At 38.4% G+C, this 13086-nt stretch carries 11 protein-coding genes and 1 tRNA gene; 7 read left to right on the top strand and 5 right to left on the bottom strand.

All coding sequences use genetic code 11. The annotated features are described in order from the left end of the window. The first annotated feature begins 33 nt into the window (after window positions 1-33). Together ACOXY8_RS12150 and ACOXY8_RS12145 are read left to right on the top strand one after the other, a co-directional pair. The gene (locus tag ACOXY8_RS12150) at window positions 34-564 is read left to right on the top strand and encodes a hypothetical protein (protein ID WP_458331868.1); all 531 of its coding nucleotides are present in this window, start codon (window positions 34-36) and stop codon (window positions 562-564) included. A gap of 3 nt (window positions 565-567) precedes the next feature. Further along, window positions 568-1119: a DUF192 domain-containing protein gene (locus ACOXY8_RS12145; protein ID WP_458331867.1), complete on the top strand. Its 552-nt coding sequence runs from the start codon at window positions 568-570 to the stop codon at window positions 1117-1119. A 2-nt stretch (window positions 1120-1121) separates the two neighbouring features. On the opposite strand, the gene ACOXY8_RS12140 is transcribed toward ACOXY8_RS12145, so the two are convergent. From ACOXY8_RS12140 to ACOXY8_RS12130, 3 genes are all read right to left on the bottom strand, one after another. After that, window positions 1122-2240, bottom strand: coding sequence for a glycosyltransferase family 4 protein (locus tag ACOXY8_RS12140; RefSeq protein ID WP_458331866.1), 1119 nt, complete (start codon window positions 2238-2240; stop codon window positions 1122-1124). A gap of 64 nt (window positions 2241-2304) precedes the next feature. Then, a complete protein-coding gene (locus ACOXY8_RS12135) occupies window positions 2305-3945 on the bottom strand; it encodes an aminopeptidase P N-terminal domain-containing protein (protein ID WP_458331865.1) in 1641 nt (546 codons plus the stop codon). Window positions 3946-4034: 89 nt separating this feature from the next. After that, window positions 4035-6080 (bottom strand): carboxy terminal-processing peptidase, encoded by a 2046-nt coding sequence (locus ACOXY8_RS12130; RefSeq protein WP_458331864.1) that lies wholly within the window; start codon window positions 6078-6080, stop codon window positions 4035-4037. Window positions 6081-6383: 303 nt separating this feature from the next. On the opposite strand from ACOXY8_RS12130, the gene hemB reads away from it, so the two are divergent. Next, window positions 6384-7352 (top strand): porphobilinogen synthase, encoded by a 969-nt coding sequence (gene hemB / locus ACOXY8_RS12125; RefSeq protein ID WP_458331863.1) that lies wholly within the window; start codon window positions 6384-6386, stop codon window positions 7350-7352. Between the two features lie 118 nt (window positions 7353-7470). Next, window positions 7471-8493, top strand: a complete 1023-nt coding sequence (locus ACOXY8_RS12120) for a hypothetical protein (protein WP_458331862.1) — start codon at window positions 7471-7473, stop codon at window positions 8491-8493. An 11-nt stretch (window positions 8494-8504) separates the two neighbouring features. Here ACOXY8_RS12120 and ACOXY8_RS12115 read toward each other — a convergent pair whose 3' ends face one another. Next, window positions 8505-9827, bottom strand: coding sequence for a DEAD/DEAH box helicase (locus ACOXY8_RS12115; RefSeq protein ID WP_458331861.1), 1323 nt, complete (start codon window positions 9825-9827; stop codon window positions 8505-8507). A gap of 12 nt (window positions 9828-9839) precedes the next feature. Between ACOXY8_RS12115 and ACOXY8_RS12110 the strand changes: the two genes are divergently transcribed. Next, complete coding sequence (locus tag ACOXY8_RS12110) at window positions 9840-11174, top strand: dihydroorotase (RefSeq protein ID WP_458331860.1); 1335 nt, start codon at window positions 9840-9842, stop codon at window positions 11172-11174. Window positions 11175-11267: 93 nt separating this feature from the next. Beyond that, window positions 11268-11343: transfer RNA gene (locus ACOXY8_RS12105), tRNA-His, on the top strand. 124 nt (window positions 11344-11467) lie between these two features. On the opposite strand, the gene ACOXY8_RS12100 is transcribed toward ACOXY8_RS12105, so the two are convergent. After that, window positions 11468-11887: a nucleoside-diphosphate kinase gene (locus ACOXY8_RS12100; RefSeq protein ID WP_458331859.1), complete on the bottom strand. Its 420-nt coding sequence runs from the start codon at window positions 11885-11887 to the stop codon at window positions 11468-11470. A gap of 182 nt (window positions 11888-12069) precedes the next feature. On the opposite strand from ACOXY8_RS12100, the gene ACOXY8_RS12095 reads away from it, so the two are divergent. Beyond that, entirely contained in the window at window positions 12070-13083 is a 1014-nt protein-coding gene (locus ACOXY8_RS12095) for a DHH family phosphoesterase (protein ID WP_458331858.1), read from the top strand. Window positions 13084-13086: the final 3 nt, after the last annotated feature.

The raw sequence follows: 13086 nt of genomic DNA, 5'->3' as shown, positions 1-13086 counted from the left end.
TAAATTTGTCTTAAGCTACATTAAATAGCAGCTATGAATAAATTCAAGGTACTTTTATCATTCTTCTTCATATCAACCATAATTGCTTGCAGTGGTGGTGAATTAAGTGAAGAAGAAATGGCAACATTAAGTGAAGCTAAAACTATCCACAATGAAGCTTATGCCACTCAAGGCCAAGTAGATGGATTAATGGCGCAGATTGCTGAGCATAAAAATTTTATGCAAGTAGCACTTTCTAATAATAGCGAAAGCCAATCAGATGAAATAGCTCAGGAGGAAGTAGAGAAAATTAAAGGGCTTTTGCTTGAAATTGAAATTCTAGAAGAGGAACTTACGAACTGGAAAGTTGAATTTGTAGAGGTTGAAATTCCTGGCGAAGAAGATCATGACCACGATCATACGCATGAAAGTAATGGCCCAGAAGTTGAAATCTTGCCAGAGCAAATGCTTGAATTGCAAAAAGAACAAAGAAACATTATCCAAACTATCCAAGCTAAAGCTGAGCAATTACTTACCCAATGCCAACAATATTTTAGTAATGCCACTGAGGAAATAGAAGAATAAATTATGAGAGAGAAAAAACCATATATCCAAAGACCTGCGGCCAAGAAAAGCACAAGTAAAAAGACCATAATTTTTGCTGCAATTTTAATTCTCTTAATGATTATTTATTCAGTTTTGAGCTTTTATGAAGGCAGCAATGAGGACACATCAAGTCTCAAAACTGAGCCTGTATTTAAGAAGCAAGGCGAACTAGTTTTCAAAAAAGCAGATGGCACTGAAATTCGTAAAATTGATATTGAAATAGCTGATGATGACATCAAAAGAGCACAAGGTCTGATGTATCGTACTACCATGACTGAAAGCCAAGGAATGCTGTTTATTTTTGACAAAGAGGAAGAACAAGGTTTTTGGATGAGTAATACCCGCCTTTCGTTGGATATTATGTATGCGAATAAAAGTGGTGAAATTGTGAAGATATATCGTAATGCAACTCCCTATTCAGAAGAAACTTTACCGTCTGAATTTCCTGCAATGTTCGTAGTGGAAACTCTCGCCGGCTTTTGTCAAAAATATGGAATTGCTGAAGGCGATATAATCGAATACACAAGAGACTAAACTCAAAGCAATTGTAAATAAAGTTCTTCAAACTCTCTAACAGCGCGAGATAAACCAAATTTATTGACAACCAATTGGCGGGCATTTGTTCCCATTTCAGCTAATAAAGCAGGCTGGCTTAGCAGATAATCTGCTTTAAATGCGAAAGACTTCACCTCCCTTTCAGGCAAGGCAATTCCGGTTATCATGTGTTCGATAACCTCCCGCACTCCTCCAACGTCAATTGCAAGCGCAGGCAGTTTTTGGATTGCAGCCTCGAGAACTACACCAGGTACTCCTTCTATTTTACTTGTCAACAAAAATAAATCTGCGCCCGCGAGCCATTCCCCTACATTATCCTTAAAGCCGACAAAATGAACTTTATTTCCAAAGCCACTAGATTTACATTTTGCCATTAAATCCATTTTCAGATCACCTTCTCCCAACAGGATCAAGTGCAGTTCTTTATCATGGTGATTCATTTGTGCGAAAGCATCAATCATAAAATGATGATCCTTTTCGTCCTTTAGTGCACCCACAGTAATTAAAACTTTCGCAGTTTGTGGAATATTCAATTCGGCTCCAAGCGTTTGTCTACAAGAATCTTTATCAAATAAATACTCGTCCACTCCACGATAAATCACGTTGGTTTTGGCGGGAGGATAGTTCATCAGTTCCACCAATTGATCGATAGCTGGCCTGCCAACTCCAGTTACGAAATTTGTTTTGCTATAAAAAAAGCAATACACCATTCGCTTAAATGGATTGGTTCCCATCCAATAAGATGGCATTGAAATTAGTCTATAGATTAGCGGTATTTGTGGGAAATGCCGCTTGCAAAGAGCTGAATATTTCAAAGTATCAGAGCCATTAGCTTGAATAATATCAGGCTTATACTCAGCTATAAATTGCTTGAGCTCCTTTAATAATTTGGGTGAAATAAAAGCAGAGCTATCTCCATTTAGGTCTTGGCATTCCGCACCTTGAGGTTGCAAATCGACGGGAGGTGGAGGATATAAACCGAGAAAAATTACTCTATGCCCTTGACCAACCAAACCCTCACTCAGTTTGGATGCAAACATTTCAGCTCCCCGATATTGCCTTCGAGTAACTATTTGTAAAATCGTGAGTTTATTGGCCATAATTGGTCACAAAATGAGCAATTCAGCCAATGAAAAAAGCTCCATTGACTGAGTAATGATGATATTACTTTATATCATTTACGTTTGGGAGACTTATTTTGCTAAAAATACCTTCTTGCTGCATCATTGCTTCAATTTCGTTAGATTTTCTTGGAGTTGCTGCTGATAGATTTTCCCATCCCTTTTCTGTTATCAATACATCGTCCTCAATTCGTACGGCTATTCCCCACCATTTCTCATCACAAGGGCTTCCTTCTGGAATATAAATACCAGGCTCCACAGTTATTACCGTATTTGGCTTAAATACGCCACCGGTACCCCTATCGTGCACATCTAATCCCAAATAATGCGAGGTACCATGAGGAAAATAAGAATGACGTTGGCCTTCCTTTATGATGCCCAATTTTACTAGGCCCTCGTTAATCACTTTTGCTGCTGCAAGGTGAGGTGCTCTAAAATTATTACCTGGAGTACATTCCGCAAACCCTGCTTCTTGCGCTGCATATACCAAATCGTAAATGGCTCTTTCCTCTGGTGTAAATTTTCCATTTGCAGGAATTGTACGGGTTACATCGGCTGTATAGCCTCTGTATTGTGCCCCCAAATCCATAAGTACTAGTCTATCGCCAACTTGGGTGTCACTATTTTCGATGTAATGTAGAATACATCCGTTTTCTCCCGCTCCCACTATAGAGCTATATCCAACCGCTTCTGATCCATATTTCTTGTATACAAATTCGTGAATTCCTTGAACCTCCCGCTCTGACATATCCGGATGCATAGATTTCATCACTTCAATTTGGCCTTGAGCACTAATGCTTACCGCCTTTCTCATCAAATCGACTTCTTCAGGTGTTTTAATTTCTCTCAACTGACCCATCAATCCAGCAAGCGCAGTTCCATCCAAATTATCCTCAGGTAATTCTTGCGCTATTTTTAATCTGATCTCCGGATTTGGATTCAATGTGTAATCTGAAAGTATTTTATCCTCTTTCAAGCTTTCGTTCATACTCAAAGATCTGTCAATAGTGGAGGCTACATTGCTGTGATTTTTAGCATCAGTGGTTCTTATAAGATTATAAAGCCTTTGCTTATCTGCACTGTAATTAGCTGGAAAGCTTGCTTTCTCCTTGAAGGAATTTATCAAATCAAATAAATCTGCTCCATCCCTAGAATCTCGCACATCATTGAAGAAATTGAAAAAAAGCACCTTATCGAAATTACTGAAATTGATTGGCAAATCTTTGAAATCTTTACCGTTAAAAGCCATTTTGAATCCTAGCTTTTCCTTTACACCATCTACGCCTAATCTTCGTCCATTCCACATTTCGGCTTGCGGATTTCGTTCTTGCGCAAAAAGTATCTCATCAAATTGATTCCCATTTGCATCAGTTTGATTTTCAGAAAAAATCAATAGAACAGAATGAGGTTCCTTATAGCCTGTGAGATAATAAAAGTCAGGATCTTGATGATAGTCGTAATCAACATCATTGGCTCTATTGCGAACGGGATTCGAGAAAAGTACAGCAACAGAGTTTTCAGGCATTATTTTACGAAGCTCATTTCTTCTTTCTCGATGCCAATCCGCACTTAATGCATCTGGCTCCTGCAATGCTTGCGCACTCAAACAAGGGAATAAGAATAAGGCCGCAAATAGTAAACAAATCCCACCAAAAGTCGATTTGTGATTGGATGAATTTTTCATAAACCTAAAATTTATTGAAAATAGCTATTTTCTTTCGACAGCAAGCTACAAAATAAAAAAAGGTGCTTAAAGCACCTTTTAAAGAATGTTTAACCAACCTTTCGGAATAACATTTCACTCATAATCATCACTGATTCTTTCAAGTAAATGTCATTAGTAAGTGGTTCCTTATCTTTCACATTTCGGATCTCGCTGGAGCCAACATTACCACTCAGTTTGTTTCTAGCAGTTCTAATTTGCTCAGCCAATTTCATTTGATCTTGGCGTTCTTCCAAGTTCAGTGAAATACGGGTTTCAGCTCTTTCCTTTTTGATATCTTCAATTTCAGCAAGCAAGTTATTTAGGTCTTGCTCATTTTTGAGCCTGTTTTCAAAATAGCTATTTAAGCTTTTTACCAATTCAGAATCAATTTTATTATTCGGCTTGAACTTCGCTTGGTTAATTTTTTCAAATGGTAATGCATTTGGTCTTGAGCTTTCGCCAAATTCATCAGGTCCCATTATCGAAGGAAGACTAACATCAGGCACTACACCTCTACGTTGAGTACTTTCACCATTCACTCTATAATACATACCAAGCGTGAATTTCAATTGACCTAGTTTATCTCTTTCTTGTGGTAGATAAGTTTCTAGGTCTATCACATTTTGTACTGTACCTTTTCCAAAAGTTGTTTCGCCCATTACCACTCCACGTTTGTAATCTTGGATCGCACCAGCAAAAATCTCAGAAGCTGAAGCAGAGAATCTATCCACCAATACACCTAGCGGACCATCATAAAATACATCAGGAGTATCATCTTCTTCCACTCTAACAGCGCCATTCCCACTACGTATTTGAACTACCGGACCCTGATTTACAAATAAGCCTGAAAGCTGAATTGCTTCAAGCAAAGCTCCTCCACCATTTCTTCTTAAGTCAATAATAATTCCTTCAACATTTTGTTCTTGCAGTTCGGTAATTAGCTTCTTCACGTCGCGAGTGGTACTTCGGTAGTTTGGATCGCCTTTAGATGCTGCCTCAAAATCCATGTAGAAATTAGGGATGGTAATTACTCCTACATTATAGTTTCTTCCATTTCTTTCCACTTGCAACAACTCAGCTTTTGCAGCCTCATCTTCTAATTTAATCTCGTCTCTTTCTAGCACAATTTCCATTGGAGGCGCATTAATTCCACCTTCACCCGGCTTGATTTTCAACCTTACTTTGGTGCCTTTTGGCCCTTTAATCAGAGCGACAACATCATCAAGCCTCCAACCAACTACATCTTCAACTTCACCATCTTCGCCTTGACCAACACCTACTATCAAGTCATTCGCTTGCAGCTCCTTACTTTTGAATGCAGGTCCACCTGCGATTATTTCTACGATCTTGGTGTATTCATCTTCCATTTGCAGTCTTGCACCGATTCCCTCAAAAGTCAAACTCATCTCCTCTTGGAATTTCTCTGCTGTAATTGGCGAGAAATAACTGGTATGCGGATCGAATGACTCGGTCAATGCATTCATATAAATCTGAAATACATCTTCACTTCTGTATTGTCTTAACGTTCTGCTAATTGTGTTATATCTCTTTTTTAGTACTTCTTTTGCACTTTCATAATCTCGATCAGCTAGCATCAAATTCAGTGCTTGCAACTTCATATATTTTCTCCAACGCTCATTCCATTCCTCAAGGCTACTCGCATAGGTTTCATTTTCTTCTTTGGTATCAAAAAATTCATTCTGTGTGAAATCGAATCCTTCATCAAGCACTTCATTCAAAAATACCATTCTATCCATCATTCGCTGACGGAATATTTCAAACATCACATAAGCCGCTTCTAGATTTCCTCTTTTTAAGTCATCATCCAAACGCAGCTTGTATCGCTGAAAAGCATCTATGTCGGATTGCTGGAAATACAATTTACCATTGTCCAAAGAGGATAAGTATTGATCGAAAACCACTTGTGATAGAGAATCCGAAAGTGGCGTTTTGCGATAATGGTAATTGTTTAGAAGATTGGTAACTACTACTGTTTGTTTCATTTGAGCTTCTGTTGGCTGTAAAACCTCCAAAGGCTCGCTATTTTGCGTTTGCGCAAATGCACTGAAAGACAGAATAGCTATTAGACTAAAAAATATGCTTAATCTTTTCATATAAAATATTTGTAATAATTCTTAATGAGGGAATTTTTAAAAATCTGATTGTCCAATCTAAAACCACGAAGGGAATTTTCAATTTTCTTTACCCTAATAAAACGCCAATTGTTCAAAAATGATGCAAGAAATTCAATTAAGAAATTTACTTAACTTATAAGGTGCTATTTTGATGACAAAAGGGAAATGGAAGCTGTTAGAAAAAATCTCGTTTCAAGATTCCCTTGTCATTTAACTTCGGCCAGACAAAGCTTATTATTAAAACATACCTTCAATGCTTAATTTAGCAAAAAATTAAAGAACATGAATCAACGTCCTCGTCGCAATCGCAAATCAGCTGCCATCAGAAATATGGTGCAGGAAACGCAACTCCAAGCTGCAAATCTTATCCTCCCACTGTTTTTGTTGGAAGGAAGCGGGAGGAAAATCGAGGTGAATTCTATGCCCGGCATCTACCGCTATTCATTGGATCACATGCTGAAAGAAATCGAGCAATGTATGAATTTAGGAATTATGACTTTCGATGTATTTCCTGTAGTGGATGAGAAGTACAAAGATAAAATTGCCACTAAAAGCTACGATCCTAATTTTTTCTATTTGCAAGCACTCAGAGAAATCAAAAAGCAATTTCCTGAAGCTTGCATTATGACAGACGTAGCGATGGATCCCTACAGTAGCGATGGCCACGACGGATTGGTAGAAAATGGCAAAATCCTAAATGACGAAAGTTTAGAAATACTTGGAAATATGGCTTTGGCACAAGCAGATTGCGGTATCGATATACTTGGGCCATCGGATATGATGGATGGGCGAGTGGGCTATATTCGTGAGCTTTTGGATGATAATGGCTTTACTGAAACTTCTATCATGAGCTATACGGCCAAATATGCTAGCGCATTTTATGGGCCATTCCGCGACGCCTTAGACTCCGCACCCAAATTTGGTGATAAGAAAACATACCAAATGAACCCAGCTAATAGAAATGAAGCTTTGATTGAAGCTCGACTAGACGAAGATGAAGGAGCTGACTTCTTAATGGTAAAACCCGCTTTGGCCTATTTAGATGTCATTCGCTTGCTCAAGGACAATTTTGAATTACCCATAGCAGCCTATAATGTAAGTGGAGAATATTCCATGATTACTGCTGCTGCCGAACGAGGCTGGATCGATCGACAAAGAGCTATAGACGAGACTCTAACGAGTATGCGGCGCGCTGGTGCAGATATTATTCTTACTTATTTTGCTAAGGAATGGGCGAATAGCAAAAACTAATCTCTTAATTATATTAGCAAAGAACTTGTCATTTTAGAAAATTAAAAATACCTTAAATGCAATTAATAAAATTTGTAAAAATCAGCGTAATGCTGGATTGGCCAACTCACTATTTTTCATGAAAGTTTTTCTTCCTTTAATCGTTTGCATATTTCTTTTTAGCTGTTCTGAAACTAAAGAAGAAACTTCCAAACTTGAGAATAAAGAAATAATAGAATTAACAACCAATAAAATTGATCCCCCTGACTCAATTCTAGTCATGCCAATGCAGCTTTCATTAGTGGAAGACAGTCTAGCAATATTAAAAATTGGTAGTGACACCTATAACTTTGTTCTTTTTGATATTAACAACAATAAACTCTTTCCTTTCGGCTTGATTGGTGAAGGACCTAATGAGGTATCTGATTGGGTAGTGTTTAATGATTTCAATAAATCAAATAGAATACTGCAATTTTTTGATATGCAAAGGAGGAGTTTGCTTAAAATTTCTGTGAATGATATTGTCAATAATTCAGTAAGTCATTTTACAGTTAGTCCTCGAATTCAAGGGCATCTTTTTAGTATGATTGAATTAGACAATGGATATCAAATTTCTACAGGTCGATTTCCAAAAAGGCTAAGGGTTAGCCACAATACTGAAGAAAGCTACATTATTGATTATCCTTTTAGGGAAGAATTACTTGAGTATAGTCATAATGTCTTAGCTATGGCTTACCAAGGAAAGCTAAAAATTCATCCCGATCAATCAAAAAAAATTCTTTATTTCACTTTTAATAGTCCTAACCTTGACATATTTGAAGTTCCTTATACTCCAGCATCACATATCAAGAGGCACTATTGGAAGCCTGACTTTGACGGAGTTGAAAATGGATCAAATAGTAGAGCAAGACTTAATAACACTAATAAAGGAGGATTTCGCTTTGGAACGGTAACTTCTAATTTTATTTACTTAAATTCTCCTATATCATCTGATAAATACACTGAAGTAATTATCTATGATTGGGAAGGCAATCAACACGAAACCTTACGATTCGACACTAAAGTAAATGCAATAGCAGTAAGCTCAGATGATTCTAAAATTTATGCCATCGAAGAAAGCAGCACATCTGATTTGCTATGGGCAGAAATTCCAAAAAATTAGATAGGCAATTATTACTTTCTTTTCGGATTTCGTTTTGATTTATTTGATTTAGATTTGCTGAACTTCCTTTCCTTCTTCTCATGGAAGGCCCCTTTAAACTCAGGATTTTCTCTACGGTTTTGCTCGTCTATTTCGCGAAGCATTTCTTGCTCTTCTGCCTTTGGTGTTTTTACTATTTCTACTCCTTTTGGAATATGGGCTATTGGCACTTTTTGCTTAATCAACTTCTCTATTCTATCGAAATGGTATTCTTCGGCAGGAGTCACAAAAGTGATTGAAATACCTGATTTGAAAGCACGGCCAGTACGACCAATTCTGTGGATATAATCTTCATAAATTAATGGTACATCGAAATTGATTACATGGCTTACGTCTAGTACATCGATACCACGCGCCATTACATCTGTAGCTACCAAAACCCTGACACCTCCCGCTTTAAATGCCTCAATGCTATTCATGCGGGTATTTTGGCCTTTATTTGCATGGATTACTCTTACATCACCCAAATTCTTCCTCTCCAAATATTTGAACACAGCATCTGCATGCCCACGCTTTTTCACAAAAACGATTGCTCTTTCGAAATCGTCATTTGTTGTCAATAAATGAAGCAATAGGTTAATCTTTGTTTTCAAATTCGGAGTAAGATATTTCTCTTGACTTACCGTAATTGCAGTAGTCTGCGTGAGTGCTACTTGCACTTTCACAGGGAATTCCAGAAACTCTTCTGATAGCTTTTCCACCTTTTGCGGAATGGTAGCCGAAAAGAGCAAATTCTGTCTTTTGGTAGGGATTACTTCTAGTATTTGCCTAATCTGAGGCATAAAACCCATATCCATCATCTTATCTGCTTCGTCTAGGATCAGCGTTTTGATGAGTTTCACCACCATTTCGCCTCGGCTGTATATGTCCAAAAAGCGCCCTGGAGTGGCTACAATGATATCTGCTCCGGCTTGTATATTTTCTATCTGAGTTTTCGGGCCAATCCCTCCATACAATTCCACAACTCGAAGTCCCGTATTCTTTGCAAACTTCCGAGCCTCATCTGCTACTTGAGAAATAAGCTCCCTCGTGGGTCCCAATATCAGTACTCGAGCATGGTCTCCCTGCGGATAGCGAAGCTTCATTAAAATGGGCAGAATGAAAGCTGCAGTTTTGCCAGTTCCAGTAGGTGCAATTCCAAAAATATCGTGGCCAGCCATAATTTGAGGAATGGCTTTCTCTTGAATTTCAGTAGGATGCTCTAATCCTGCATCGGCAATTGCATCAAGCACTTGCTTATTCAGCTTAAAATCCTCGAATGAAACTTGACTTTCCTTATCTTTGGGTGTGTCCACAAATAAACTATTATGTCGAAAATACTGATAACCAACGCAAATATAGTCAACGAAGGCAAGATCATTCAGGCCGATGTACTGATAGCAGGAGAAAGGATTGAAAAAATTGCTGGGACTATCTCTGATTCAGATGCTAATGTAATAGATGCGGGAGGTAAATATTTGCTTCCTGGCTTGATTGACGACCAAGTACACTTCAGGGAACCTGGGCTCACACACAAAGCAGATATCTATACCGAGTCGCGTGCAGCGGTGGCGGGAGGTGTTACTAGCTTTATGGAAATGCCAAATACATCGCCAGCTGCAACTACTTTGGAGCTGTTAGAGGATAAATTTAAGATTGCCGCCAATACCAGTTTGGCAAATTATTCATTTTACCTAGGCACATCCAATCACAATTTGGAGGAAATAAAAAAAGCCAATCCTAAGAATATAGCGGGAATAAAGATTTTCATGGGTTCCTCCACAGGTAATTTGGTGGTAGATGATATTAAAGCATTAGAAGGCATTTTCGAACATGCACCAATGCTTATTGCCACACATTGCGAGGATGACCCAATGATTAAAGCAAATCAAGCTAAAATAATTGAAGAGTTTGGCGAGAGTATAGACGCTTCTTTCCATCCAAAAATTCGAAATGCAGAAGCTTGCTACAAGTCATCGTCTTATGCAATTTCATTGGCCAAAAAATATGGCAGCCGATTGCATATCCTGCACATTTCAACCTCCCGCGAATTAGATCAGTTTGACAATACTATTCCGCTTGCCGAAAAAAAGATCACTGCCGAGGCTTGCGTGCATCATCTTTGGTTTAGCGAGAAGGATTATGGCAGCAAAGGCAATTTTATCAAATGGAATCCGGCTGTAAAATCGGAACAAGATCGAGAGGCAATATTTGCAGCTGTACTCGATGGCAGAATAGATGTAATTGCCACAGACCATGCTCCACATACATTAGAGGAAAAAATGCAAGATTACCTCAAAGCGCCATCTGGCGGGCCGCTTATTCAGCATAGCCTTGTGGCAATGTTGGAGTTTTTTCACCAAGGCAAAATCAGTCTAGAGCATATTGTCAAAATGATGTGCCACAACGTAGCGGATATGTTTGCTGTGAAAGATAGAGGCTATATCAGAGAAGGGTATATGGCAGATTTGGTATTGGTAGATCTGAATTCACCTTGGGAGGTGAAAAAAAGCAATCTGCTCTATAAATGCGGTTGGTCACCATTCGAAGGTCAGAAATTTCAATCTGCTGTAAGCCATACTTTCATAAATGGCCGTTTGGCATATGAGCATGGTGAAATTATAGAAGGAGGATTAGGGCAACGATTAGTATTTGATCGCTAGTCGAGGTAACATGCTTATTTGAAGCTCAATAAAAATAACGCACAAAGTTTTGGCAAAATAGATGCAAACATCTACTTTTGTACTCCCAAAAATGGTGATTGTAGCTCAGTCGGTTAGAGCGCTAGTTTGTGGCACTAGAGGCCGCGGGTTCGAATCCCGTCTTTCACCCATTTTAGAAACCCTTTTCATTTTTGAGAAGGGTTTTTTTTATGTCTTAAAATTCTCGATCCTGAGCATAAAAAAACGAAGACTGCATCAGCCTTCGTTTTCTATATTCCAATAAATCCGATGGACTAGAATCTCTCAAGAGCAGAGAAAAAGAAGTTACCTTCGATTTCAGCATTCTCGTCCGAATCAGAACCGTGAACGGCATTCGCTTCTATCGACTTTGCGAATAAGTTACGGATAGTACCTTTTTCTGCTTTAGCAGGGTCAGTAGCACCAATTAAAGCACGGAAATCTGCAACTGCATTGTCCTTTTCTAAAATCATAGCGACTATTGGGCCTGATGACATATACGCACACAAATCAGCGTAGAACGGTCTTTCGCTATGCACTGCATAAAATTGTCCAGCCACCTCTGCTGTCATGCGAGTTCTTTTCATGGCTACAATCTTGAAGCCTGCTTCTTCCATCATTTTGATAATTGCACCGGTATTATTTGCGCTAGTGGCATCCGGCTTCAACATCGTAAAAGTCTTGTTTCCTGACATTTTGAATATGTTTTGTTAATTCGGCTGCAAAATTAGAACATTAAACCTTATTGCCCTAAGCATTTCAAAATTTGCTCAATTTTATGGCGTCGAAATGCCATTTTTTTTGATTGTCAAATTTTCTTCTCAGTTTTGCATCTTGTCTAACAACAAGCGGGGTAAATTCCGGTTTGAACTAAAGCATGCAAAAACTACAGGGTTTAACAGAATTCCTCCAAAACCCACGAAAAGTGGTGATCACAACACACCATAAGCCGGATGCAGATGCATTAGGCTCATCGTTGGGATTGGCAGGCTATTTAAAGAAGAAGAATCACCAAGTTACTGTTATCACTCCTACTGATTACCCCAATTTTTTGAATTGGATGTCGGGAAATGATGAGGTAATTATATTTGAAGAAGGAAATCAAGAAGTGTCTGCCAAACTAATAGAAGAAGCAGAACTGATTGTGTGTTTGGATTTTCCGGTGCTCAAGCGAATCAATGAAATGGGCGACCTTGTAAGAAATGCGGGAGGGAAAAAACTCCATATCGACCATCATCCTGAACCAGAAGATTTTGCCGATTACGTATTACACGACACTAGCGCTGCTTCTACCGCGGAATTGATCTTTGATTTGATTCACCATTTTGGAGATCCTGAATTAATCGATGCTGCAATCGGAGAGGCTATTTACGCTGGTATCATGACTGATACTGGATCATTTAAGCATCCAAATACAACCAAAAAGGTGCACTTGATCACAGCAGAACTAATAGATATGGGTGTGGATGTCTCCAAGGTATCCAAATTAATTTACGATAACAATTCAGTAGAGCGACTTCAATTTCTAGGATATGCACTTTCACAAAAGTTAATTGTATTACCAGAATTGAGAACTGCCTATTTTGTTATTAGCCAAGAAGATTTGAAGAAATTTTCATCCAAGACTGGTGATACAGAAGGCATAGTAAATTATGCTCTTTCTATTAACGGAATCGTATTTGCAGCAGTAATTATCGATAGAGCAGTTGCTGTAAAAATGTCCTTCCGATCAGTAGGTGATTTTTCTGTGAATGATTTTGCTAGAACCTATTTTGAAGGTGGAGGCCATAAAAACGCTGCGGGGGGTCAATCGACTACTAGCTTGGAAGATACGGTTAGCAAATTTAGAAATGCTCTTATCGAAGTAAAAGAACAACTTATTAACAATTAAATA

The organism is Peijinzhouia sedimentorum, assembly GCF_049340005.1.
GTDB lineage: Bacteria > Bacteroidota > Bacteroidia > Cytophagales > Cyclobacteriaceae > CAXBDP01.
This window is presented reverse-complemented; position numbering and strand designations above follow the sequence as displayed.

Bases quoted from the DNA above. Each gene is read 5' to 3' on its own strand.
- ACOXY8_RS12150 (WP_458331868.1), top strand. From the start codon at position 34: ATGAATAAATTCAAGGTACTTTTATCATTCTTCTTCATATCAACCATA.
- ACOXY8_RS12145 (WP_458331867.1), top strand. From the start codon at position 568: ATGAGAGAGAAAAAACCATATATCCAAAGACCTGCGGCCAAGAAAAGC.
- ACOXY8_RS12140 (WP_458331866.1), bottom strand. From the start codon at position 2,240: ATGGCCAATAAACTCACGATTTTACAAATAGTTACTCGAAGGCAATAT.
- ACOXY8_RS12135 (WP_458331865.1), bottom strand. From the start codon at position 3,945: ATGAAAAATTCATCCAATCACAAATCGACTTTTGGTGGGATTTGTTTA.
- ACOXY8_RS12130 (WP_458331864.1), bottom strand. From the start codon at position 6,080: ATGAAAAGATTAAGCATATTTTTTAGTCTAATAGCTATTCTGTCTTTC.
- hemB (WP_458331863.1), top strand. From the start codon at position 6,384: ATGAATCAACGTCCTCGTCGCAATCGCAAATCAGCTGCCATCAGAAAT.
- ACOXY8_RS12120 (WP_458331862.1), top strand. From the start codon at position 7,471: ATGAAAGTTTTTCTTCCTTTAATCGTTTGCATATTTCTTTTTAGCTGT.
- ACOXY8_RS12110 (WP_458331860.1), top strand. From the start codon at position 9,840: ATGTCGAAAATACTGATAACCAACGCAAATATAGTCAACGAAGGCAAG.
- ACOXY8_RS12100 (WP_458331859.1), bottom strand. From the start codon at position 11,887: ATGTCAGGAAACAAGACTTTTACGATGTTGAAGCCGGATGCCACTAGC.
- ACOXY8_RS12095 (WP_458331858.1), top strand. From the start codon at position 12,070: ATGCAAAAACTACAGGGTTTAACAGAATTCCTCCAAAACCCACGAAAA.